Consider the following 23,405-nt stretch of genomic DNA (forward strand, 5'->3'; position numbering starts at 1 on the left):
GGTCACGCCACGGTGCTGTGCGGGATCAGGGCGGGCGCCCAGGCGCCCAGGTGGTGGCAGGCCGCCGTCCGGCCCGGGTCGCCGTCGACCGGCTCCGGCGCCGGATCCTCGGCCTCACAGCGCGTGCGCGCCTGGGCCGACTCCAACGCCGCGTACAGCGGACAGCGGCCCCGGAACCGGCAGCCGCGCAAGGCGTCGGCATCGGTGTCGAGCACCACCGGACTCGGCGGGTCCCCGGGCAGCACGATGCGCTCACGCCGGCGCTCCACCACCGGATCCGGCACCGGCACCGCCGACAACAGCGCCCGCGTGTACGGATGCCGCGGGTCCTCGAACACCGCGTCGGCGTCCCCGTACTCCACGACCCGCCCCAGGTTCAGCACCGCGACCCGGTCGGCGACATGCCGTACCACGGCCAGATCGTGCGACACGAACAGATACGCCAACCCCAGCTCGCGCTGCAGATCGGCCAACAGGTTCAAGATCCCGGCCCGCACCGACACGTCCAGCGCCGAGACCGGCTCGTCCAGCACCACCAGCCGCGGCTCCAGCGCCAGCGCCCGGGCGATCGCCACCCGCTGCCGCTGCCCGCCGGAGAACTCGCGCGGGAAGCGGTTCGCGTGCGAAGGCTCCAAACCCACCATCCGCAACAGCTCACGCACCCGCGGAGCGGTCTGCCCGTGCCCGTGCGTCCGCAGCGGCTCGGCCAGCAGATCACCCACCGGCAACCGCGGATCCAGCGAGGCCAGCGGATCCTGGAACACCGCGGCGATCCCGGCCCGCACCCCCTTGGCCCGCCGCCGCACACCCCGGCCCCGGTTCAGCGCGTCCAGGTCCTGACCCAGCACGCTGATACTGCCGGCCTGCGGAGTGCGCAGCCGCAGGATCTCCATCACAGTGGTGGTCTTGCCGCTGCCCGACTCGCCGACCAACGCCAACGTGGTGCCCGCCGGGATGTCCAGGCTGACCCCGTCGACGGCGCGCACCGTGCCGATGCGGCGGCGGATGATCGAGCCCTTGGTGAGCGGGTGGTGCTTGATCAGGTCGCGGACCGTCAGAACCGGCGACGGGGTCTCAGTGCTTGCCTCGGGCGCCGGTTGAGCCTGTTCGACGGGCTCTGGTTCACCGGCATCGGAGCCGACGTCAGAGCGAATGTCAGAGCCAATGTCAGAGCTTTGATCGGGGGTCGACTCGGTGCCGGCCATCAGATCCAGGCCCTCACCACTGCGATGACAAGCCGCCTGCCGCCCGGCCGCCACCGCCACCAGCTCCGGCTCCACCGTCCGGCACACATCCACCACGAACTCGCACCGCGCCGCGAACGGACACCCCGCAGCCAGCTCCAGCAACGACGGCGGCGCCCCTGGTATCGCCCGCAGGCGCGCGCCGCGCCCGGCGTCCAGGCGCGGCAGCGAACCCAGGAGCCCGGCGGTGTACGGCATCCGCGGCTCGGCGAACAGCTCCTCGACCGTCGCGGTCTCCACCGGGCGCCCGGCGTACATCACCGCCGCGCGGTCGGCGAAGCCGGCGACCACGCCGAGGTCGTGCGTGATCAGCACGATCGCCGCGCCCGTGGCCTTCTTCGCGGTGGCCAGGACCTCCAGGATCTGCGCCTGCACCGTCACGTCCAGCGCGGTGGTCGGCTCGTCGGCGATGATCACGTCCGGGTCGTTGGCGATCGCCATGGCGATCATCACGCGCTGGCGCATGCCGCCGGAGAACTCGTGCGGGAACGCCTGCGCGCGCCGCACCGGGTCCGGGATGCCGACCAGCTCCAGCAGCTCCACCGCACGCCGCATCGCAGCGTCCGACGACACCTCCTGGTGCACCCGGATCGCCGCCGCGATCGCCTCGCCGACCCGGTACACCGGGGTCAGCGCCGACAGCGGGTCCTGGAACACCATCGAGATGCCCGCGCCGCGGATCCGCGACATCTCCTTGTCGTTCAGCCCCAGCAGCTCCCGGCCGCGGAAGCGCACCGAGCCGGTCACCTTCGCGTCCGTCGGCAGCAGGCCGATCGCCGCCATCGAGGACACCGACTTGCCCGAGCCGGACTCCCCGACGATCGCCAGCGTCTCCCCGCGCCGCACCTGGTAACTCAGGCCCCGTACGGCCTCCAGCCGCCGGCCCTTCTCGCCGGGGAACGACACGTGCAGGTCCGTGACCTCCAACACCGCGTCCGAATTCACGCCGCACCCTCCGAAGTCGAGTCCGAGGCCGAAGTGGAACCTGATGTGGAACCCGAGGTGGAATCCGAAGAGGAACCCGAGGGGGAGGCCGAGGCGGTGCCGGCCGTGTCGTCCATCGCGTCGCGCAGGCCGTCGCCCACGAACGCCACCGCCATCACCGTCAGGATCAGCAGGATGCCAGCCGGGTAGAACAGCCACGGGAAGTTCAGCGCCGAGTCGGTCCCGTCGGCGATGATCGTGCCCAGCGACACGTCCGGCGGCTGCACGCCGAAGCCGAAATAGCTCAGCGAGGTCTCGGCGATGATGGTCCCGCCGACGTTCAACGTGGCGTCGATGATCAGCAGCGAGGCCATGTTCGGCAGCAGGTGCCGGGTGATGATCCGCAGCGGGTGCACCCCCATGACCTCCGCGGCCGTGACGAACTCCCGCTCGCGCAGCGAACGCGCCAGGCCGCGCACCATGCGCGCCGTCACCATCCAGTTGAACGCCGCCAGCAGCACCACGAACAACAGCCAGGTCCGGCCGTGGAACAGCGGCGAGGTGATCGCCAGGATCAGGAACGAGGGCAGCACCAGCAGCAGGTCCACGAACCACATCAGGACCCTGTCGGTCCAGCCGCCGAAGTACCCGGCGGCGGCGCCCACGATCCCGGCCAGCCCCGTCGACAGCACCGCCGCCAGCAGCCCGATGATCAGCGACTTCTGCAGCCCGCGCAGCGTCTGCGCGTACACATCGGAGCCGATCTGCGTGGTGCCGAACCAGTGCGTGGCCGACGGTCCGGTCAGGAAGTTGCTGTAGTCCTGGTCCTTGTAGTTCCACGAACTCAAGTACGGCCCGATGAACGCCAGCGCGAACATCAGCACCAGGATCACCAGCCCGGCCACCGCGAGCTTTCGCCGCAGGAACCGCCGCAGCACGATCCGCCCCCGGCTCAGCGCCTCCGGCTCGGCCGGCCGCGCCGCGTCCTCCTCGGCGATCACCAGCTCCATCCCGGCCGCCATCACACACGCACCCGCGGGTCGAGCAGCGCGTGCGCGATATCCGAGAGCAGCCCGGCTATCAGGATCAACACCGCGGTGAACAACACCATCGCGGCCACCGAGTTCACGTCCTGGCGCCCGATGGAGTCCACGAACCACTCGCCCATCCCGTGCCAGCCGAAGATCTTCTCGGTGAACGTCACCCCGGTCAGCAGCATGCCCATCTGGTAGGCGAAAAGCGTCGCCATGGGTATCAGGGCCGTGCGAAGTCCGTGCTTGACCAGTGCCGGCCCGCGCCGCATGCCGGTGGCGCGCGCGGTGCGGATGTAGTCCGCGCCCAGCACGTCGAGCATCGCCGAGCGCTGATACCGGCTGAACAGCGCCGCCTGGCCCAGCATCAACGACAGTGTCGGCACCACCAGGTGCTGGCCGCGGTCGACCAGGTGCCGCAGCCAGCCGCCGGTCAGCCCCGGCGTCGTCTCGTTGGTATAGGGCAGCAGCGTGGTTCCGGCCGCCTGGTTGATCTTCACGGTGCCGATCTTCAGCAGCACCGCCAGCAGGAACACCGGCGTGGACAGCACCAGGAACGACAGGAACGTGATCGCGTGGTCCGATGGCCGGTACTGTCTGATGGCGCCGATGAAGCCCAGGGCGACGCCGACCAGCGCGCCGCTGATCGTGCCGACCAGCACCAGCCGCAGCGTCACCCCGACCCGGCGTCCCATCTCGGTGGACACCGAGGTGTCGTCGATGGTCTTGCCCAGGTCGCCGGTCGCCACGCCCTCGGCCCAGTGCCCGAACCGGTCCAGGATCGGCGTCTTGTCGTTGAGGTTCAGCTCGTTGAGCGTGGCGTTGACCGACGCCGCGGGCGGCGGCGGCTGGCGCTGCGCGAAGTACTCGCGGGGCTGGAGGCTGGAGGCCGCGAGCAGATAGCCCAGGCACGTCGCCAGAGTGATCAGAACCAGATAGTTGACGATCCTGCGCAGCAGGAAAGGGCCCATGGCGTCGTGTGGCTCCCGTATCAGGGCACGCTTATGCGTGTCGAAAGGACTTGGCATGGCGCTGAGCGGTTCTCGGACCGATCGGTACCCGGGAATCACCGCTTATATGCAAAGCCTTCGACTAAAAGACCGGCATGCGGATGGCGGGGGAGGTCAGAACCCTTATCGGGAAAACGGACACAGCGCGCTGGCCACGCGGCAGTAGTCCACGTGGTCGCGGGTTGTCAGCAACACGGCGCGGTCCATGGGCTGGAACCATAGCGGTAAAACCCTGATTGTGCACGAACAGCCCGGCCCTCTCAGGATACGAGAGGACCGGGCTGTGGGCGGAAATATCGGGACACCGAATAGTTCGGCCCCCGAATAACGCCGTCGCTCGGCGTATTGGCGCGCGCCGAAGGTTATTCCGGGTATATCAGGCCACGCAGATGATCTCGCCATGAACGACGTTGAACCACCCGTCTTCGGCCGCCGCCCAGGAACGCCAGCCGGCCGCCACGGCCTCCAGATCCTCCAGGTACGCGAAGCCCTTCTCGACGTACTGCGCGGCCGTCGAGGACTTGGTCGTGCGATCGGCCCACAACTCGGCCCACCACTGGCGATCCGCCGGCTCGGCGAACACCCACGACGACGCGCCGGCCGTCACGGCGTCCTCGGGGAACCCGGCGGCCAGCGCCCAACCGCGCAGCCGGCGTCCGGCGTCCGGGTGGCCGCTGTTGGACGTCGCCAAGGCCTGATACAGCCGCAGCCACTCATCCAGCGCCGGGACCTCCGGGAACCAGCGGAACTCGCCGTAGTCGCCGTCGCGCGCCGCGACGATCCCGCCGGGCTTGCAGACCCGCCGCATCTCCTTCAGCGCCAGCACCGGATCGGCCACGTGCTGCAGCACCTGGTGGGCGTGGACCACGTCGAAGCTGTCGTCGGGGAAGTCCAGGGCGTGGACATCGGCGACCGCGAACCGGACGTTCGGCGTGCCGCGCCGGGCGATCTCGTCGCGCCCCAGGGACAGCGCCTCCTCGGTGATCTCCACCGCGGTGACCGTGCCCGGTGCCGCGCGCTCGGCGAGGTCGGCGGTGATGGTGCCGGGCCCGCAGCCCACGTCGAGCACGCTGTGACCTGCCGACAGGTGCGGCAGCAGATACCCGGCCGAGTTCTCCGCGGTGCGCCAGCGGTGCGAGCGGAGGACCGACTCGTGGTGGCCGTGGGTGTACGTGTTCTGAGGAGTCTCCGGCCGTGTCGTCATGCCGGAGACTCTAGCGAGCTGTTCGATATTCGAGAAGATCTGTCTCGGTATACGATATGAAGGTGGGCCTGATTTCAGCCTCGGGTATCGAAGAGCCCTTCCACGATCAGCGCCACACCGTCGTCGTCGTTGCTCGCCGTGAGGCCCTTCGCGGCCTCCTTCACCTCCGGCAGCGCGTTGGCCACCGCGTACGACCGCCCGGCCCAGGCCAGCATCGGGATGTCGTTCGGCATGTCCCCGAACGCCACCACGTCCGCGGCCTCGATACCGCGTTCGGCACACCACGCGGCCAGCGTCGTGGCCTTGGTGACCCCGGGCGGCCCCAGCTCCAGCACCCCGAACCGGGTGGAGTAGGTGAGATGGCCGAGCGTCCCGACCGCCGGGCTCGCCTCGGCGAACATCTCGGCGCTGTCGCGGGCCCGGTCCGTGGTCAGGACCTTCAACACCGGCTGGTCCGCCACCGCCGAGGCCAGGTCCTCGTACGGCACCACCAGCCGTCCGGCGTCATCGCCGTCCTGGTCGAAGGTCGACAGCTCGTAGCCGTCCTCGCGCACCATGCCGTAGGCCGTCTCCATCGCGAACCGCGCGTCCGGCAGCGCCGCGCGCAGCCCGGCCAACAGTTTCGGCAGCGTCGCCGGCTCGAACGGCCGCGCGTCGTAGGCCCGGCCGTCCGCCAGGTCGTAGCACACCGCCCCGTTGGAGGCGATGACGTGCGGCAGCTGCCCGAAGCACGGCTTGAGCCGGTCCAGCCACCGGATCGGCCGCGCGGTCACGGCTATCACGTGCGCACCGCGCTCCATGGCCAGGTCCAGGGCGGCGCGCGTGCGCTCGGACGTACCGCCGCCGCTCAGCAACAGGGTGCGGTCCAGGTCGGTGGCGATGACTTGAGGTGGGTTCACACGATCAAGACTCGCACGCGGGGCGGACGGGGAGAATTCTCAAGCGCGCGCCGCGGCCAGCCCGCGCCCGGCCGGACCGTCGGCCTGCGCGCCGGAGCCGGCGCCTTGGTTTCCCCACCGCCGTGCCAGCACCGTGCACGCCATCAGCTGCACCTGGTGGAACACCATCAGCGGCAGCACCATCAGGCTCAGCTCGTGCCCCGGGAACAGCACCGCCGCCATCGGCAGCCCCGAGGCCAGGCTTTCGGCCGGCTCAAGGAACTGGTGGCGCTGGCCGACGGCGCGCTGGCCGCCGGCCGCCTGGAGGAACTGGCCCGGCTCAACAGCCGGTTCCACGAGGTGCTGGCCCAGGCCTCCGGCAGTCGGACCCTCACCGAGCTGATCACCCAGCTCCGATGGAAGATGGAATGGGTCTACACCGCCAAGCTGCCCCGCCGCGCCCAGGATTCCTGGCGCGAACACCGCGAGATCGTCGAGGTCCTGGAATCCGGCGACCCGGACAAGGCCGCCCGCGTCGTGGTCCGGCACATCGCGCGGGGGCGGGACGTGCACAAAGAGCAGTGACCTTCTCGGCAGGTCAACGCTCAAAGCCCTGATACGTGGATTGTATACAAGCGGTCCACTCGCCACACTGTCCGCCGCAGCCGATACCGTGCCCGGGTGATCCAGGATTTCCGACACGACGCCCTGACCACCTTCCACGGGCTGCCGGTGTTCCCCTTCGCCCACGACGACCCGGCCGACCTGGAACCCGGCGGCGTCCCCGAGGACATCGAAGCCTGGGCCTGGCGCGTCGGCGCCGACGAATACGACGAGGCCGACGGCGAGAAGATCTGGCCCGCCTTCCTCGCCGCCGTCGACACCACCCGCGTCAAAGCCCTGACCCTGGCCGCCTGGGACTCCTGCGAATCCGGCACCGGCTGGCAGGAATACCACGCCGCCCTCCTGGACGCCGCCGACCGCTTCCCCAACCTCGAAGCCCTCTTCGTCGGAGACGTCCCCTCGGAGATGTCCGAAGTCTCCTGGATCGAACAAGCCGACCCCGGCCCGCTGCTCGCCGCCTTCCCGAACCTGCTCGCCTTCGGCCTGCGCGGCACCGCCGAACTGACCATCGAACCCCTGGCCCACGACCGACTCCGGGAACTGACACTCCAAACCGGCGGCCTGCCCCCGCACATTGTCCGCGCCATCGGCACCTCCACCCTCCCCGCCCTCACCGGCCTGGACCTTTACCTTGGCACCTCCATCTACGAAGGCGGCGCCGACGCCGCCGACCTGGCCGGCATCCTGTCCGGCGCGGCCTTCCCCGCCCTGCGCCACCTCGGCCTGCGCAACGCCGAAGACACCGACACCCTGGCGGCCCTGCTCGCCCACGCACCCGTCGTCGCTCAACTGGAATCCCTGGACCTCGCCCTGGGCACCCTCGGCGACGACGGCGTGGCCGCCCTGCTCGCCGGCCAGCCACTGACCCACCTGCGCCGCCTGGACCTGCACCACCACTGGATCAGCGAGGCGCTGATCGAACGGCTCTGGCGAGCCCTCCCGGAAGTGGACATCAACGTGGACGAAGCCCTGCTGGGCCGCGACGACGACCGATTCATAGCGGTGGCCGAATGAGCACCCCGAGCCCGGTGGTCGTGACCGCCGAGAACGACGAGCCGGTGCGCGCCGAATGGTCGCGTGCGGCGCGGGAGACCGGCCTCGCACAGCCGCGTCTCGTGCCGTGGTCCGCCGTGGTGGCTTCCGAGGCCGAGTTCGCTCCCGGCGAGGTGGTCTTCGTCGAACGTCTGCACCCTGATACCGCCGGGAATCCGGTCGGCGGCCAGCGCGCACGGTACGCGGAACTCCAGGCCGCGCTGGAACATCTGGACACGGCGGTCACCAAGGCCGGCGCGACGCTGGCGGCCTCTGTGGAGCAGACACTGCTGGCGCTGGACCGGACGAAGTGTGATGAGTTCCTGCGTAGCAGCGGTCTGCCGCTGCTGGAGCTTTCGGACGTGTCGGCGGTGAGAAGCAACATCCTGCGACCGCGGTTCGCCGGCTCCGACGAATGGATGATCGACGGCTGGCGTACACAGCTGTTCCGGCACCGGACCCGCACCGGCTTCGAGGTCTGGCGTGCTCCCGGCCAGAGCTCCGGCGACAACCGGGAACTGGCCCAGGTGGCCGAGTTGCTGGCCGACGACGGCTTCCACGCGGTCGCCGCGCTGCACCGCGTGCACTTGCTCAACGACTTCTACGATTTCCGCTTCGCGGTGGTGGACGGCAAGGTCACCCACGCCGCCGGTGTGAAGCGCGAAGGGGAGATCCTGGCGCGCGAGTGGTACGGCGGGAAGCGCCGCGAGATCGATGCCTTCGTGAAGCGGTTCACGACCGAGCGCTGGGAGAGGCTGATCGCGCTGGCCGAGCGTACCGCCACGTTCTTCCCCGGGATCCGCTCGCTGGGGGTGGACCTCATCATGGACAACGAGAAATCCGAGTTCGTGTTCGACGTGGATCCGTTCGGCGCATCGTTGCCCGGCCTCGTCGCCGGCCTGGCCGATGCCGGGGGCGAGCCGGGCCCGGTGCGTGCCGCGGTGCTGCGTTCGCTATCAGTGCATTGGTAATCCCGACGACCGCGACCGGTATGCTGCGCGACTGACAACGTTCCGAATCCGGAGGCATCCTCAGCGTTATGAAGAACCGTCGCCACGGTCTGCTCGCGTCCACAGCCATCGCCTTGTCGGTGCTGGCGACGGCCTGCCACGGCGGCTCTTCCGCCGCTGATGCCGCCGCCAGTTCCTCCAGCAGCGAGGCGGCCCACACCACGGTCGTCACGCACGTCATGGAGACCACTCCGAACGACCCGCACACGCTGCTGCGCTCCGGGCCGCCGCTGACCGGCTCGATCCCGGCCGGCACCACGACCGACGGCAAGCTCAACGCCGTCGCCTTCGACGGGGTCCCCAAGGTCGGCGCGGTGTTCTTCAGCGTCGGCGGCGTGGTGTCGGCGCACTACTGCACCGGCAGCGTCGTGCACAGCGGGTCCGGCGACCTGATCGTGACCGCGGGGCACTGCGTGTACGACAAGCTCTACGCCGGCTGGAACAACCACATCGTGTTCGTGCCCGGATACCACGACGAGACCGCGCCCTACGGGGAGTGGGTGGCCACGACGGCCTACGTGGACTCGGACTGGGTGGCCAAGGAGGACCCGGACGCCGACATAGCGTTCCTGAAGGTGCGCAAGGTCGGCGGCGGGTCGCAGACCCTGGAGAGCCTTACCGGCGCCGACACGTTCTCCGCCGAGCCAGGATACGCGAACTCGATCAGCATCGCGTCCTATCCGCTGCTGGCGTCCCGGCCGGTCGGCTGCACCACGAAGACGAAGAAGTACACCGACACCCAGATGGAGCTGGACTGCTCGGGCCTGCCGGACGGCGCCAGCGGCAGCCCGTTCATCGCCTCGGGGGACCGGCTGGTCGGCGTGCTCGGCGGCTACGAACAGGGCGGCAACTCGCCGAACACGTCCTACAGCATCTACTTCTCCGAGCGGATCGCGAAGATCTACCGGGCCACCTCGGGCTCCTGAGTCGTCCTGAGCCGGCCTGAGCTGTTCTGAGCCGTCCTGAGCCGGGCTGGACGCGCGGCACACCGGCATCGCAGGATGCCGCTATGGACGTTTCGGCGCCGTCCCCCAACGAGCGCGGGCCCGGCGCCGGCCGCGGCGGGCTGGACCTGCACGAGCTGGAGGTCCCCGAGGTCGCCCTCCTGCCCTTCGCGGCGGGCTCGTTCCAGCGCGTCGGGCCGCTCTCGCTGGCCGACTTCCCGCACCGGCACACGTTCTACGAGATCGTGCTGGTGACGGGCGGCCGCGGCCTGCACGTCGTGGACTCCCAGCCCTGGCCGATCGCCCCGCCGCACTTCGGCGTGATCGCGCCGGGCCAGGTGCACCACTGGGAGGACGCGCAGGGCGTCGAGGGCTCGGTGCTGCTGTTCAACGAGGACTTTCTGGTACGCCATCCCGAGGACGTCCCACTGCTGCGCGCTCTGCACACGCTCACCTGGCTCAGCCCGAGCGCCGCCCAGATGGCCGCGCTGCTGGCGCTGGCGGGGGAGATGGAGCACGAGCTGAGGACGGCCGCCCCCGGCCACGAAGGGGTGCTGCGGGCCTGTCTCCACATCCTGATCGTGCGCGCGGCGCGTATCGCCGGGGCCCCCGCCGCGCCGACCCCCGGCGCCGTGCACCAGGTGAGCGAGCTGGTCGACCGGTTCCTGCGGCTGATCGCGGCACCCGGCCAGGGGAGCAGGACCCTGATCTCCTACGCCCGCGAGATCGGCGTGTCCCCGGGCCACCTGCACGAACTCGTCCGGGAGCAGACCGGCCTGACGCCGGGCCGGCTGACGCGGCGGCAGCGGGTGCTGGAGGCCAAGCGGCTGCTGGCCGGCACCGATCTGACCATCCGACAGGTCTCGGACCAGACCGGGTTCGCCGATCCCGCCTACTTCTGCCGGTTCTTCCGGCGCGAGACCGGGCTCAGCCCGGGGGAGTTCCGGCGGCGCGCCTGAGCGCCGGAGCACCGGAGCACCCGAGGAATGCACCACGATCCCGTGGTCTAGTCCATTTCGGCGGCCCGGCGCAGTGCCTAGATTCACCAGCAGTTCAGGCCCCATGGCAGGGTCCTGCCGCCACCGCCACCGCCACCGCCACCGCCACCGCCACCGCCACCGCCACCACCTTCTCGCCCCCGCCGTATGCGCTGCCACCGAAGGAGCCGCCATGCCCGTCCCCGAGGAGCCGCCCGCCCCGCCCGCCATCTCCCGCAAGGCGCTGCTGAAGGCCGCCGTGGCCGGCGGGCTCGCGGTGCCGCTGCTGGTCGACACCGGCGCCTTCGCCAACGACGCGTCCGCCGCCGATCACGCCGATCACGCCGACCATGCCGACCACACCGAGCCCGCTGGCAATGTCGGCCAGGCCGGCCACGCCGAGCCCGTCGCCACCGGCCCGGCCGGCCCGCGTGCCATCACCCCGGCGTGCCACGACGGCGACGCCCCGACCATCGACCAGATCGAGGGGCCGTACTTCAAGCCGAACTCCCCGCAGCGCACCGTGCTGGCCGGCCCCGGCACCCCGGGCACGCCGCTGACCGTCACCGGCGTCGTCTACGGCCTGTCCTGCCTGCCGATCGCGGCGGCGCTGCTGGACTTCTGGCAGGCCGACGACGGCGGCGACTACGACATGACCGGCTTCACCTTCCGCGGCCACCAGTACACCGACGCCAACGGGAACTTCACCCTGACCACGATCGTGCCCGGCCTGTACCCCGGCCGCACCAAGCACATCCACGTCAAGGTCCAGGCCCCCAACCAGCCGATCCTCACCACGCAGCTGTATTTCCCCGGCGTCCCGCAGAATTCCACCGACACCATCTTCGACGCGCGTCTGCTGATGGACGTCACCCCGCAGGGCGCCGGTGAGGCGGCGGCCTTCGACTTCGTCCTGAACGTCCCGCAGGGCCCCGGCGGCGGCAACCCGCCGCCCTCCGGCACCTGGGTCGCCGGACACGCCTACAAGGCCGGCGACACCGTGACCTACAACGGCGTCACCTACGTGTGCCTGCAAGGGCACACCTCCCAGGTCGGCTGGGAGCCCCCGAACGTCCCCTCGCTCTGGCAGTCGCAGTAGCGCCAGGGACGCGTGCCGCCGCCGGCGTATTGCCGGAAGCCGACGGGCGGCGGCATGGTTCGGCGGTCGTGCTCCTGCGAACGTGTGGCCCGCGTTGCGAACTCGCGCCGCCACCGCGTCGGCCAGCGTGGGGCTGGGCTGGGATCGCAGCGGGCACGGCCGTCGGCCGGATCCCGCACCGGTTGGTGCTACCGGTGCGGGACCCGGCGTTTGTACGCCAGCCCAAAGGAACTGGTTCGAGCGGCCGCTGTGGGAGATGGAGCCCGCCGACGCGGACCGCTACTTCGGCAAGGTCCTGCACTCGGCGGCGCCAGCCACCCGCGCGGCCAGGGCCGCAGCTCTGGACGTCTGCTTCCACTACCTGGAGCTGCGACACAAGGTCGAGATCTACCACCTCACCGGTCGCGCCCGACACCGAACGGCCGGGTGCGACGCGTACACCCCGCGAGGAAGTCGACCACGCCTGCGCGGCGGCGGCCGGTCCACGGCCGGCCGGAATCCGGGTGCCGAGGGCGGACATCAGCGTCCAGCTTTCGAAGGAAGGTGCCCGGACACGCCGTACCAAATCACTTCTCAGGCGGGCAAAAGCCGCAAAAATTGCCCCGGACTGTGTCACCGAAGATCCATGTGACCCGGGACAACCGCGTCGTCCTTCCAGGACGACCCTGACACCCGCAGAGGACAATCCGATGAAAGCAATGAAGCACAAACTCAAGATCAGCACCTGCGCCGTGGCGGCAGTCGGTACGCTGATGCTCGCCGCACCGGCCGCCCATGCAGCCGACTGGCACCGTGTCGACACCTCCAGCACCTGGGCGGGTTGCCAGACGTATATCCTCATCAACTTCGGCAACTGGCCCGCTGATCGGGTCAAGTGCGAAATCGACGGCTCGTGGACCCCGTGGCAGACCTATGGTGGCTACGTCTACTACTGATCTGTGCGGGCCGGCGCCCACTGAGGTGCGGCTCAGCGACATCAGGATGTCAGTGGGCTGGCTGTCGCGGGGAACGACCGATTCCCCGCGACACCACGGACGCTTCGAACGTTCCCGCCGGAAGTGGTGCGAGCGCACCACTTCCGGCACTGGGGGATCGACGAGGCTACCTGTCAAACATGAAGCTGGTGGGGGCGTTGCTGTATGACTCTCCCGGGAGGAAGAGTTCCACCGGGCCGTCGGGGCAGTCGGCGCTGTTGTACTTGGTGCTGTGGACGAGGAACTGAAGGCTGGTTTGGTTGATGATGAGACTTTTCGCGGGGACGTTGTAGCACCTCCACGGCTGCGGGTCGGTGATGACCTGCTTCACGGTGGTGCCGTTGGGACCTTCCGACTCGATGGTGACGGTGCCGGTGGCGGCGTGAGCCGTGCTGGGCAGCACGACGGCGAGCATCGCCGCGCTGAGACCAGCCCCAATGAGTGAGCGGATACGCACAAAGACTCCCTGAACTCGGGTGGGCAAGACAGCTCGATCACATCGCACTCACCCACCTGCGCCCGGGAAACCAGCTGAACGTGGGCGCGTTGAGTCGGCCCCGGAGCCTTGGTGCAGTTGAGGATCAAGCGTCGTCGGCGGCGTGACGACGCGGACCGCTCGTCACGCAACCTGCGGACAAGAACATCCTCACTCCAGGTGGAACACCTCGGTCAGCGGCACCATCGCCGCGTCCGGCGCCCCGCCGTCGATCCCCTCGAAGTAGTGCGCCATCTGGCTCTGCCACCGGGCGTTGACCTCGGTGGCGGCCATCGCGGCCAGCGCGGCGCCGAAGTCCTCGGTCTCCAGGTAGCCGACCAGCAGGCCGTCCGGCCGCAGGAACAGCGAGTAGTTCCTCCAGCCGGACGCGCTCAGCGCCGCCAGCATCTGCGGCCACACCGTCTCGTGGCGTGCCCGGTATTCCTCGGCCAGCTCGGCCTTCACCTTCAGCAGGAAACAGACGCGCTGCATGCCGTGCTCCTACGTGACCGAGATCCCGGCCAGCTGCATGTAGTACGTGCCGAACGGGTCGGCGGTCAGCTGGGTGCCGGTCACTCGGACATAGCGGGCCGTGGAGGCGGTGAAGCCGAAGGACTGCCCGCCGGCGCCGGGCCGCGGGTACGAGCTCTGCGAGGCGATGGTGGTCCAGGTCGTGCCGTCGGGGGAGATCTGGATCGTGAACGCGGTCGGGAAGCCCAGGCCGGTGTTCGGTGCGTCGTCCCGGGGGTAGAGCGTGACCTGGCTGATCAGCGAGGGTCCGCCGAGGTCCACCTGGGCCCACTGCGTGGTGTTCGGCGAACTGGTCCCGGCGCTGCTCCAGCCCGAGGAGCTCCACAGGTCGGTGTGGTGCGCGCCGTCGGTGAGGTTGGCGGTGAGCCAGCCCTCGTTCGGCAGGTCGGCCGAGCTCGACGCGCTGACCGGCCGGCCCAGCGCCAGGTCGCCGCCGTGCGCCTCGATCTCGGCGAACTGCATGTGGAAGTGGCCCAGCGGGTCGGTGCCCAGGTTGGTGCCGGTGACCTTCACATACCGGGCCGTGGTCGCGGCGAAGGGGAACGTCTGGGCCCCGGCGCCGGGCTTCGGGTAGCCGGTCTGCGTGCTCACCGTGGTCCAGTTCGTGCCGTCGGCCGAGACCTGGATCGTGAAGTCGATCGGGAACCCCAAGCCGGTGTTGGCTCCGTCGTCACGCGGGTAGAGGTCGACGCGGTCCAGCGAGCGGGCCGAGCCCAGGTTCAGCTGCACCCACTCGGTGTGGTTGACGGTGTACGTGCCCAGGCTGCTCCAGCCCATGGAGTCGGCCACGGAGGAGCGCTGGCCGTCGGCCGCCGAGCGGATGCCCCAGCCGTCGCCCTCGTACGAGCTGGAAGCCGTGATGGCCGCGCCCTCGACCGGATCCACGGACGTCGGCATCACCCGGGCGTTCCAGAAGTTCGCGCTCGCCCCGCCGGTGACCACCCCTACGTCGCCGGCGCTGAACGCTGAGTCGGTGACGGTCAGCACCGGCGCCTGGCCGGTCCCGGAGTACACCGTCAGGGTGCTGCCCTGGGCGACGACCCGCAGGTGGGTGCGCTGCCCGGAGACGTAGCCCGGGACGGTCGCGTGCGCGAGCGTGGTACCGCTGCGGTAGACGAACACCTCGCCGTCGTTCCGCTGGGCTATGAGATAGCCGGAGTCCATGTCGGTGCCGTTCGCCGAGCGCACCATCAGCCCGGCCCAGTTCTGGCTGCCGCCGCTGGCGTTCACCCCGGTGATCTGCAGGTCCACGCTGGCCGAGACGTCCTGGTAGCCGCGGCCGCGGATGTAGGAGACGTAGCCCCAGTTCGCCGAGGAGTCAGACTGCGTGTACTCCGCGCCGTTCGTGGACCAGGTCCCCAAGGCGTGAGTCCAGAAGTGGTCGCCGCCGCTGAAGTCGTCGGTGAACGGCAGCGCCAGGTCGCCGGTGGTGCCGGTGGTTCCGGCGAGCTCGTCCAGCAGCTGCTTGTGCACGGCCTCGACATCCCAGCCGGAGGTGTCGTACGAGGTCGGGTTGGTCACCAGCGTCTCGCTCAGGGTGCGCGCCGCGTCCGGCTTGGTCGCCGCGAGCTGGTGCAGCAGTTCGTAGTCCTGCAACCCGGCGGTCTGCGCCTCGCTGCGCAGGCTGTCGTAGATCGCGTAAGCGGACTTGTCCGGGTAGACCAGCCACTGGTCGCCGGTCTGCGGGCCGTTGAACGTGTCGGCGGGCGTCCACTGCGCCTTGGCGGTGTCGATCCAGTAGTTCCAGCCCCAGTGCAGGTAGCCGTCGCCGCCGATCTTCCAGTCCAGCCACGGGATCAGCCGCGTCTCGTCCAGGTAGTTGCTGGTGAACCTGTTCATGTACTTGCCCTGCGGCGATATGCAGGTGTAGAGCCACAGGTCCTTCCCGCTGATCCGGTAGTTCTGGTACAGCGCCGTGTTCTGGTCGTAGACGATGCTCTGCGGGGTCGAGGTCGTCAGGTACGAGGCGTCGCCGGTGAACGCGTTGTCCTGCGCTTCGTTGGTCATCGGGTTCGGGAAGTACTTGTCGTAGACCGCGTAGAACCAGTTGGCGGCCGCGGACTGCTGCGAGGTCGTCGGCTCGTCCAGAGCGCTCATGTAGAAGCGGTTCGTCCAGCCCACGGCGTCCAGGTGCGCCTTGAGCGCCGGGAAGAACTGGTTGAGCCAGGCCGTGGTGTTCGGACAGCCGTTCGCGGGTCCGGCGTCGACCGGGCACAGCACATGCTTGACCGCGCCGCTCACCCCGTTGGCCGCGACCAGCGTGTCCACCTGCGGGTCGGCACCGCCGCCGGTCGGGCTCGGTTCCAGCAGCGTCGGGGTGTAGATGTACTGCATCGCGCCGGAACTCACGAACAGGTTCACGAACCGGTCGAACGTGCCCCAGCCGAACGTGAAGTTCCCGGAGGCGTCCACCGTGGTGTCCGGGATCGCCAGCGCCTCGGCATCGGCGTAGATCACGTTATTGCGGTGCTTGGCCATGTCCGCGGCGATGTTGGTCTCGACGGTCCACCAGTTCGGATCGAACATCTGGACCCCGTACTCGCCGGGGATGGACGTGACCGTCCCGGTGTAGTCCCAGCCCGCCGAGGTGAACCAGTTGTTCATCTTGAACGTGGACTGACTCGTCGGCGGAATCGTCACCGGATACACGGTCACCGTCACCGGCACCGCCACGGCGCCCAGGCTGCTGTTCACCGTCGCCGTACCGCTGTAGACCCCCGGCGCCTGCCCGGCCGGCACGCTCACCTCGTAGTAGCTCGCGAAGGTCGTGTCAGCGGCCACGGACCGCGCACTGTCATCGATCAGCGCGTCGTAGTAGGCACTGCCGCCGTCCGGCGGATTCTGGATGTTGCCGACCTTGGAGATGGCCGGGTGGTCGTACTCATACCGAGCGCTGATGTCCGAGGCCGGTATGGTCGCACCTCCCGGACCGCTCAGCGCCCCGGCGGTGACCGAAACCCCGGTCTGCGCCGAGGTGGAACGGACAAGAATCTGCGCGGCCTCGGTGTCATCGCCGGCCGCGTACAACTGAATCGATGTCGGCGCGGTACTGGGCTCGGTGGTGGAGGTGAAGGGCCGGTCGGTCGCGTCAAGGATCCAGACGGCGGGACCGGCGGCGGTGGCGGCACTGGTGGCGGCGGCCGTCGCGTCGGGTTCGGCCAGCACGCTGACCGACAGGGTCGTCAGCGCGAGGCTCATCAGGAGGCGTAAGGGCGTGCCGGAACGTATGCGCATAGGGACTCCGGGCTCTGGGAGGGCGTCTGACGCCGCTGTTGAAACGATTCATTCGTCTCGGTCGCTCGGAGACTAGTCAGGGCTCGAATACCCGTCAATGTTCTGCTTTACTGTGTCGTGAATCCGTTGTCCGGCAACACTTTCCGGCAACGCAACAGAGCCACCTCGCACATGGTGCGGGTGGCTCTGGACGGTTGAATCGTCGGCGCTAAGCCTCCAGCGCCAACGCGAACGGCAACACCTCGTCGGCGCCCGCCTGCCGCAGCATCCGCGCCGCGACCGTCATCGTCCAACCGGTGTCGACCCGGTCGTCCACCACCAGGACCGGACCCTGATGCGCCGCCACCGCCTCGGCCAGCGCCGGGCTCAGCGCGAACGCGTCATGCACCTGCATCAGCCGCTGCGCACTGTTGCCGCGCCGCGCCTGCCCCGCCGCCGTCACGACCGGGTCCACCGCACCCAGATACTCCAGCCGCCCGATCGCGGCGATCCGGCGCGCCGTGTCCGCGATCAGACCAGGGCGGGTGTGCGAACCGATCGACACCACCGCCGTCGGACGCTGCTTCCAATCCCAGGCCGCCAGCACCTTCACGATCCCGTCCACCATCGGCGCCGGCAGCGGCTGGTCGGCGGTGCCGTCGGCGAGCAGGTCGCGCAGGCGCGCACCCCAGCCCAGATCGGTCAGCCGCCCCAGCGCACGGCCGGTCTCTGCGGCCTCGCCCGCCGGGATCTTGCCCGTCAGCGCGACACCGAGCGCCGACATCCCCGTGGGCCACAGCTTGCGTGCCGCGATCTGCACACCGGGCTTGGCCAGGGCGGCGCGCGCGGCCTCGGCGCCCTCGCCGCTGACGCTCGCGGTGTACTTCGCCCCGGCGCAGTTGTCGCAGCGTCCGCAGGGTCCTTCGATGGCCGGGTCGTCGAGCTGGCGGCGCAGGAAGGTCATGCGGCACTCGCCGGTGCTCTCGTACTCGATCATCGAGCGCTGCTCGGCCTCGCGAGCGGCGGCCACGCGGGCGTAGCGCTCGCCGTCGTAGTGCCAGCTCCGGCCGGTCGACTCCCAGCCGCCCTTCACGCGGCGCACGGCCCCGTCGACATCGAGCACCTTCAGCATCGTCTCCAACCGCGAGCGCCGCAGGTCCACCCGCGGCTCCAGCGCCGCCGTGGACAGCGGCCGGCCGGCGGCGTCCAGGGCGTCCAGCGTCTGGCGGACCTGCTGCTCGGGCGGGAAGGCCAGCGAGGCGAAGTACTGCCAGATCGCGCGGTCCTCGGCGCCGGGCAGCAGCAGCACCTCGGCGTGGTCCACGCCGCGCCCGGCACGCCCGACCTGCTGGTAGTAGGCGATCGGCGAGTTCGGCGCACCGAGATGGACCACGAACCCCAGGTCCGGCTTGTCGAACCCCATCCCCAGCGCCGACGTCGCGACCAGCGCCTTGATCCGGTTCCCCAGCAGATCAGCCTCGGCCTGCCGCCGCTCGGCGTCCTCGGTCCGCCCCGAGTACGAGGCCACCTCGAACCCGCGCGAGCGCAGGAACGCCGCGACCTCATCGGTGGCCGCGACCGTCAGGGTGTAGATGATCCCCGAGCCCGGCAGCTTCGGCAACTGCTCGGCCAGGAACGCGAACCGCTCCTCGGGACTGCCCAACCGCACCACGTGCAGCGCCAGGCTCTCCCGGTCCAGCGTCCCGCGCAGCACCAGCGTGTCGGCGGTGTCACCCTCGCCGTGCGTCCCGAGCTGTTCGGCGACGTCGGCCACCACCCGGGCGTTCGCCGTCGCGGTCGTGGCCAGCACCGGAACGCCCGGCGGCAGGTCGGCCAGGAAGGTCCGAATACGCCGATAATCCGGCCGGAAGTCATGCCCCCAGTCACTGACCGTGTGCGCCTCGTCCACGACCAGCAGCCCCACCTCGGAGGCCAGCTTGGGCAGCACCTCATCCCGGAAGTCGGGATTGTTCAGCCGCTCCGGCGAGATCAGCAGCACATCCACCTCCCCAGCCGCGACCTCGGCCTGAATGTCCTCCCACTCGTGCAGGTTCGCCGAGTTGATCGTCCGAGCCCGAATCCCGGCCCGCTCCGCAGCCTCGATCTGGTTGCGCATCAACGCCAGCAGCGGCGAAACAATCACCGTCGGCCCGGCGCCCCGAGCCCGCAGCAAGGCGGTGGCCACGAAGTACACGGCAGACTTGCCCCACCCGGTCCGCTGCACCACCAACGCCCGCCGATGCTCCTCGACCAGCGCATGAATCGCCGTCCACTGGTCCTCCCGCAACCGCGCCGACTCCCCGGCCAGCCGCCGCAGCAGCGACTCGGCCTCCTCACGCAGGGCGGGGGAGGGGCTGGCGGTCGGTGCGCTGGCGTTGCTCATGGTGTTATTTGTACAGGTTCGGTCAGACAGCCCGCACGGGGGCTGGTAGTCGGGCCTAAATGCGCAACGCCTCCCGCAACTGCGTCACCGCCCAGTCGATCTCCTCGGACGTCACGACCAGCGGCGGTGACATGCGGATCGCCACGCCTTGCGTGTCCTTCGCCAGCACACCCCGGGCCATCAGTCGTTCGGACACCTGCCGTCCGGTACCGCATGACGGGTCGATCTCGACCCCGGCCCACAGGCCGCGGCCGCGGACCTCCCGGATGGCGGACGACGGCAGCTCGTTCAGCAGCGAGTGCATCCGAATTCCCAGCGCGCGGGAGCGCTCCTGGTATTCGCCGGTCCGCACCAGCCCGATGACCGCGCGTCCGACCGCACACGCCAGCGGATTGCCGCCGAACGTCGACCCGTGCTCGCCGGGCTTGAACACCCCGAGGACGTCGCGGTCCGCCACCACCGCCGACACCGGCAGGACGCCGCCGCCGAGTGCTTTGCCCAGCAGGTAGATGTCCGGCACGACCGACTCGACGTCGCACGCGAACGTCTCGCCGGTGCGACCGAGGCCTGACTGGATCTCGTCGGCGATGAACAGAATGCCGCGGCGTGTGCAGATCGCGCGGACCGCACTCAGGTAGCCGGCCGGCGGTACCAGCACGCCCGCCTCGCCCTGGATCGGCTCGAGCAGCACCGCGACGGTGTCATCGGTGATCGCCGACTCGATCGCGGAGGCGTCGCCGTAGGGTACCGACACGAAGCCGGGCGTGAACGGCCCGAACTCCTCGCGTGCCTCCGGATCGGTGGAGAACGACACGACCGAGAGCGTCCGGCCGTGGAAGTTCCCCTCGCAGGTGATGATCTGCGCGCGGTCCTGCGGGACGCCCTTGACCTGGTACCCCCACTTGCGCGCGGCCTTCAACGAGGTCTCGACCGCCTCGGTGCCGGAGTTCATCGGCAGCGCCGCGTCCTTTCCGCACAGCTGTGACAGCTCCTGGACGAAGGGCCCGAACACCTCGTGGTGGAACGCCCGGGAGGTCAGCGTCAGCCGGGACAACTGCTCGCGGGCCGCGGCGAGCACCACGGGGTTGCGGTGCCCGAAGTTCAGCGACGAGTATCCGGCGAGCATGTCCAGGTAGCGGTTGCCGTCGACGTCGGTCACCCAGGCGCCCTCGGCCTCGGCGATCACCACCGGCAGCGGGTGGTAGTTGTGGGCGCTGTGCTCCTCGGTCAGGCCGATCAGGCGCTCGGTGTCCGCCGAGCCGGGAGCGCTCACCGCGCGTGCGGATCCACGTCTGGGTTCGTCGAAGTACGACTCGCACGTCCCGCTCCTGCGAACGTCCAGCGTGGCGCAGTGGAACGATCCGCCGAAAAGCGTGTAGTCCTCGAACGAGCACAGGATCGGCTCGAACCCCCATTCCTCGAGGGCCTTGGCCAGACCGATCTGGTTCCGCTCGACGACCACTCGCCGCTCGTCCAGGGACAGAACGTTGATGGCGCTCCACCGGCTCATGACACCCTGCGCGGTCTTGGGCGTCACGACCGGCTCCGGCGCGATCAGGACGTCCCATGTGCTGAACACCTCGGGAAGATCGTCGGGATCGAGGAACTCGGGGTTGACCATGACTTTGCCCGGTGCCAGCGGGACCAGGGACGTGTCGATGTGCATCTGCCGCCGGTAGCGCGGACGCACCTCGTGGACGCGGTAGGCGTCCCCGAGATGGCGGCGGAGCCAGGCGATTCCCGGGGCGTTGGTCACCTGGCTGGCCTCGATGAAGATGTCCCGGCCGCAGCGTACGACGTCGGCCGCATCGAACACGGGCTCGAAGTCGGTCAGGCCCCACTGGTGCGGTTCGCCCTCGGCGGGCACCTCGTAGCCCGGGCGGTACAGGTCGTCGAGCAACTGTGGGCGCGGAGCGGCGACCCATCGGGCGCCGTCGTTGAAGTACTCCTTGAGCAGAGCACGGTAGGCCCACGTCTCGTAGTGCCGTGCCCGGTCCGGCATCGGCGCCTCGATGATCTCCTCGCCGATCACGAGGAAGACGTCCCGCGGATTGGCGCACGACCAGCCGTGCGCCGCGGACCATCCGGGAGTCGAGAACCCCGCGGCGAAGTCCGGCGGTCGGGGTCGGCGAACGGCTACGCCGGCGTCCTTCAGGATGCCGGTGAACTCCTCCACACAGCGCTGCGCCGCCTCGACCAGCTCGGCACGGTACGGGGTGCCGGGCCGGCCGATGGTGGCGTCGAGCGACTCCGAACCGGGGGGAACGGTGGTGCGCTCGATGGTGGTCCACGACGGGATCATCGCCCCCGCGGGATCTCCGACGACGACTTCCTCCAGCGGCTGCCACTCGGTATGGGAACTCACAGCTGACATGGTTCGCTCCTCACGGGATGGTCGGATCCGAGCCGACGAACGCGGACCGGAGTGGATCCGCGGTCGGATTGATGACTTCGACGCGGTGGCGTCGCAGTGCCGGTGGCTTCGTCAGTGCGGTCATCGGTGTCGACCCACTGCACGTGATCATGTCGAGCTGTGCTGCGGCTGGGCGGCGAGCATCCGAACCCGCTCGCCCAGTACGGCGGCGCGCAGCGACAGCAGGCTGAAGGAACCCGCGTCGCCGATTCCATGCGTGGTCTCGCACAATCCGTTGAGGAACAGGGGAGGCAGGCCGTCGTCTGCCGGAAGGACCCGGTATCCCTCGTCGATCGCCAGGTAGCCGGCGTCGTCGAACTGAAGGCGCCCGGCCAGTCCGGACATCAAAGCCGGAACCGGTTCCCGGCCGGGCCCCGGACCGATGTCCAGGAACCCGGTTGCCAGGACGACCAGGTCTGTCTCCAACTCCTCCCGTTCGCCGGTGTGGACTTCCGCGACTGTCAGGCAGACCGAGCCCGGGGTGGCGGCGACATCGATCACCTGGCGGTTGGTGTGGACGAACACCCGCTGCCGGCCGTCCAGTTGCTGCTCGTAACACTGGAGGTAGAGCTCGTGCAGGACGTCGGCGTCGATGGACGAGTAGTTCGTCGGCCGCAGGTAGGCGTCCAGGTTCGTCTTGCTGACCCGCGAAGCACGGAAGTAGTAGTCGGTGAAGCTCGGGAAGAACGCCTCCTCACTGAACGGGCTGGTGTCCTTGAGCTTCAAACCGAAAGACCGCGTGTAGTTGTGGATCCGGGCGGCCGGAAAGCGCCGGGTGAGGTCCAGAGTGATCTCCACGGCACTCTGGCTTCCGCCGACGACGACAACCGTCCCGGGCTCCGCGGCTCGATCCGCGAGTCGGTAGAGGTAGTCCCCGGCATGGAACACGCGGTCGTCCCTCAGCTCGTCGAAGGGGACGGGGATATGGGGTGCCCGACCGGTGCCGATGACCAGCGTTCGGCCCAGAAGCCGCAGCCCGCGTTCGGTCAGGACCTGGTAGGCCGGAGCGCCCTCGTGCTCGACGACCTCGATGCTCACCACACGGTGGCCGTAGTCGACGAGGTCGTCGAAGTGGTGTCGAACCCAGGCGATGTACTGCGCGTACTCCTTGCGCAGGGGGAACTCCCCAGGCAGGTTGAGGTGCTCCAGCAGGCGCCCGCACTTGTGCAGGTAGTTGATGAAGCTGTAGCGGCTCCGAGGATTGCGCAAGGTGACCAGGTCCCGGATGGGATTGTTCTGGATGTTGGAGCCGTCGAGCAGCATGCCGCCCTGCCACACGGGATCCTCGTCGGCTTCGACGAACCGTGCCGATACCGCCGTCAGGGCGGGGTCGGTCTCGAGGGCTTCCTCCAGAGCGATCGCGAGTGCGATATTCGCGGGACCGAATCCGATCCCCACCAGGTCGTAGCATTTCGCACGCATACATCACCCTCCCTCGT

General features: G+C 69.5%; 19 protein-coding genes and 1 pseudogene. 8 read left to right on the top strand and 12 right to left on the bottom strand.

What is annotated here, in order from left to right:
- Positions 1-2: 2 nt before the first annotated feature.
- From ABIA35_RS34380 to ABIA35_RS34405, 6 genes are all read right to left on the bottom strand, one after another.
- Positions 3-2,189 carry a dipeptide ABC transporter ATP-binding protein gene (locus ABIA35_RS34380; RefSeq protein WP_370360745.1) on the bottom strand — a complete coding sequence of 729 codons (2,187 nt, stop codon included), beginning with the start codon at positions 2,187-2,189 and terminating at the stop codon, positions 3-5.
- Positions 2,186-3,190 (bottom strand): ABC transporter permease, encoded by a 1,005-nt coding sequence (locus ABIA35_RS34385; RefSeq protein WP_370344011.1) that lies wholly within the window; start codon positions 3,188-3,190, stop codon positions 2,186-2,188. The genes ABIA35_RS34380 and ABIA35_RS34385 overlap by 4 nt, the downstream gene beginning before the upstream one ends.
- A complete protein-coding gene (locus ABIA35_RS34390) occupies positions 3,190-4,170 on the bottom strand; it encodes an ABC transporter permease (RefSeq protein ID WP_370344009.1) in 981 nt (326 codons plus the stop codon). Before ABIA35_RS34390 ends, ABIA35_RS34385 begins: the two co-directional genes overlap by 1 nt.
- A gap of 415 nt (positions 4,171-4,585) precedes the next feature.
- Positions 4,586-5,413 (bottom strand): class I SAM-dependent methyltransferase, encoded by an 828-nt coding sequence (locus ABIA35_RS34395; protein WP_370360746.1) that lies wholly within the window; start codon positions 5,411-5,413, stop codon positions 4,586-4,588.
- 74 nt (positions 5,414-5,487) lie between these two features.
- Positions 5,488-6,312 carry an HAD family hydrolase gene (locus tag ABIA35_RS34400; protein ID WP_370344007.1) on the bottom strand — a complete coding sequence of 275 codons (825 nt, stop codon included), beginning with the start codon at positions 6,310-6,312 and terminating at the stop codon, positions 5,488-5,490.
- A gap of 39 nt (positions 6,313-6,351) precedes the next feature.
- Positions 6,352-6,648: a bile acid:sodium symporter gene (locus tag ABIA35_RS34405; RefSeq protein WP_370360747.1), complete on the bottom strand. Its 297-nt coding sequence runs from the start codon at positions 6,646-6,648 to the stop codon at positions 6,352-6,354.
- Here ABIA35_RS34405 and ABIA35_RS34410 point away from each other — a divergent pair.
- The 8 genes and pseudogenes from ABIA35_RS34410 (at position 6,577) to ABIA35_RS34445 (ending at position 12,912) form a co-directional block, all read left to right on the top strand.
- The gene (locus ABIA35_RS34410; protein WP_370360748.1) at positions 6,577-6,876 is read left to right on the top strand and encodes an FCD domain-containing protein; all 300 of its coding nucleotides are present in this window, start codon (positions 6,577-6,579) and stop codon (positions 6,874-6,876) included. The genes ABIA35_RS34405 and ABIA35_RS34410 overlap by 72 nt on opposite strands.
- A 96-nt stretch (positions 6,877-6,972) precedes the next feature.
- Entirely contained in the window at positions 6,973-7,929 is a 957-nt protein-coding gene (locus ABIA35_RS34415) for an STM4015 family protein (RefSeq protein ID WP_370360749.1), read from the top strand.
- The gene (locus ABIA35_RS34420) at positions 7,926-8,918 is read left to right on the top strand and encodes a hypothetical protein (RefSeq protein WP_370360750.1); all 993 of its coding nucleotides are present in this window, start codon (positions 7,926-7,928) and stop codon (positions 8,916-8,918) included. Before ABIA35_RS34415 ends, ABIA35_RS34420 begins: the two co-directional genes overlap by 4 nt.
- A gap of 68 nt (positions 8,919-8,986) precedes the next feature.
- Complete coding sequence (locus tag ABIA35_RS34425; protein ID WP_370344002.1) at positions 8,987-9,883, top strand: serine protease; 897 nt, start codon at positions 8,987-8,989, stop codon at positions 9,881-9,883.
- 83 nt (positions 9,884-9,966) lie between these two features.
- Positions 9,967-10,860 (top strand): helix-turn-helix transcriptional regulator, encoded by an 894-nt coding sequence (locus ABIA35_RS34430; protein WP_370360751.1) that lies wholly within the window; start codon positions 9,967-9,969, stop codon positions 10,858-10,860.
- A gap of 211 nt (positions 10,861-11,071) precedes the next feature.
- A complete protein-coding gene (locus ABIA35_RS34435) occupies positions 11,072-11,977 on the top strand; it encodes a carbohydrate-binding protein (protein ID WP_370360752.1) in 906 nt (301 codons plus the stop codon).
- Positions 11,978-12,203: 226 nt separating this feature from the next.
- A pseudogene (locus ABIA35_RS34440) lies at positions 12,204-12,383 on the top strand (site-specific integrase); the annotation flags it as partial.
- A gap of 283 nt (positions 12,384-12,666) precedes the next feature.
- Entirely contained in the window at positions 12,667-12,912 is a 246-nt protein-coding gene (locus ABIA35_RS34445) for a hypothetical protein (RefSeq protein ID WP_370343997.1), read from the top strand.
- 166 nt (positions 12,913-13,078) lie between these two features.
- Here ABIA35_RS34445 and ABIA35_RS34450 read toward each other — a convergent pair whose 3' ends face one another.
- From ABIA35_RS34450 to ABIA35_RS34475, 6 genes are all read right to left on the bottom strand, one after another.
- Positions 13,079-13,408, bottom strand: a complete 330-nt coding sequence (locus ABIA35_RS34450; protein WP_370343996.1) for a hypothetical protein — start codon at positions 13,406-13,408, stop codon at positions 13,079-13,081.
- A 189-nt stretch (positions 13,409-13,597) separates the two neighbouring features.
- Positions 13,598-13,918, bottom strand: coding sequence for an L-rhamnose mutarotase (locus ABIA35_RS34455; protein ID WP_370360753.1), 321 nt, complete (start codon positions 13,916-13,918; stop codon positions 13,598-13,600).
- Positions 13,919-13,927: 9 nt separating this feature from the next.
- A complete protein-coding gene (locus ABIA35_RS34460) occupies positions 13,928-17,191 on the bottom strand; it encodes a discoidin domain-containing protein (RefSeq protein ID WP_370360754.1) in 3,264 nt (1,087 codons plus the stop codon).
- Between the two features lie 208 nt (positions 17,192-17,399).
- Positions 17,400-19,553, bottom strand: coding sequence for a DEAD/DEAH box helicase (locus ABIA35_RS34465; RefSeq protein WP_370360755.1), 2,154 nt, complete (start codon positions 19,551-19,553; stop codon positions 17,400-17,402).
- Between the two features lie 55 nt (positions 19,554-19,608).
- Entirely contained in the window at positions 19,609-20,826 is a 1,218-nt protein-coding gene (gene rocD / locus ABIA35_RS34470) for an ornithine--oxo-acid transaminase (protein WP_370360824.1), read from the bottom strand.
- A 1,248-nt stretch (positions 20,827-22,074) separates the two neighbouring features.
- A complete protein-coding gene (locus tag ABIA35_RS34475; RefSeq protein ID WP_370360756.1) occupies positions 22,075-23,388 on the bottom strand; it encodes a lysine N(6)-hydroxylase/L-ornithine N(5)-oxygenase family protein in 1,314 nt (437 codons plus the stop codon).
- Positions 23,389-23,405: the final 17 nt, after the last annotated feature.

Source organism: Catenulispora sp. MAP12-49 (assembly GCF_041262705.1).
GTDB lineage: Bacteria > Actinomycetota > Actinomycetes > Streptomycetales > Catenulisporaceae > Catenulispora.

What these genes read in the sequence shown, in the direction of transcription:
- ABIA35_RS34385 (WP_370344011.1), bottom strand. Translation starts at nt 3,190, where the DNA reads ATGGCGGCCGGGATGGAGCTGGTGATCGCCGAGGAGGACGCGGCGCGG.
- ABIA35_RS34390 (WP_370344009.1), bottom strand. Translation starts at nt 4,170, where the DNA reads ATGGGCCCTTTCCTGCTGCGCAGGATCGTCAACTATCTGGTTCTGATC.
- ABIA35_RS34395 (WP_370360746.1), bottom strand. Translation starts at nt 5,413, where the DNA reads ATGACGACACGGCCGGAGACTCCTCAGAACACGTACACCCACGGCCAC.
- ABIA35_RS34420 (WP_370360750.1), top strand. Translation starts at nt 7,926, where the DNA reads ATGAGCACCCCGAGCCCGGTGGTCGTGACCGCCGAGAACGACGAGCCG.
- ABIA35_RS34425 (WP_370344002.1), top strand. Translation starts at nt 8,987, where the DNA reads ATGAAGAACCGTCGCCACGGTCTGCTCGCGTCCACAGCCATCGCCTTG.
- ABIA35_RS34430 (WP_370360751.1), top strand. Translation starts at nt 9,967, where the DNA reads ATGGACGTTTCGGCGCCGTCCCCCAACGAGCGCGGGCCCGGCGCCGGC.
- ABIA35_RS34435 (WP_370360752.1), top strand. Translation starts at nt 11,072, where the DNA reads ATGCCCGTCCCCGAGGAGCCGCCCGCCCCGCCCGCCATCTCCCGCAAG.
- ABIA35_RS34445 (WP_370343997.1), top strand. Translation starts at nt 12,667, where the DNA reads ATGAAAGCAATGAAGCACAAACTCAAGATCAGCACCTGCGCCGTGGCG.
- ABIA35_RS34455 (WP_370360753.1), bottom strand. Translation starts at nt 13,918, where the DNA reads ATGCAGCGCGTCTGTTTCCTGCTGAAGGTGAAGGCCGAGCTGGCCGAG.
- ABIA35_RS34460 (WP_370360754.1), bottom strand. Translation starts at nt 17,191, where the DNA reads ATGCGCATACGTTCCGGCACGCCCTTACGCCTCCTGATGAGCCTCGCG.
- ABIA35_RS34465 (WP_370360755.1), bottom strand. Translation starts at nt 19,553, where the DNA reads ATGAGCAACGCCAGCGCACCGACCGCCAGCCCCTCCCCCGCCCTGCGT.
- ABIA35_RS34475 (WP_370360756.1), bottom strand. Translation starts at nt 23,388, where the DNA reads ATGCGTGCGAAATGCTACGACCTGGTGGGGATCGGATTCGGTCCCGCG.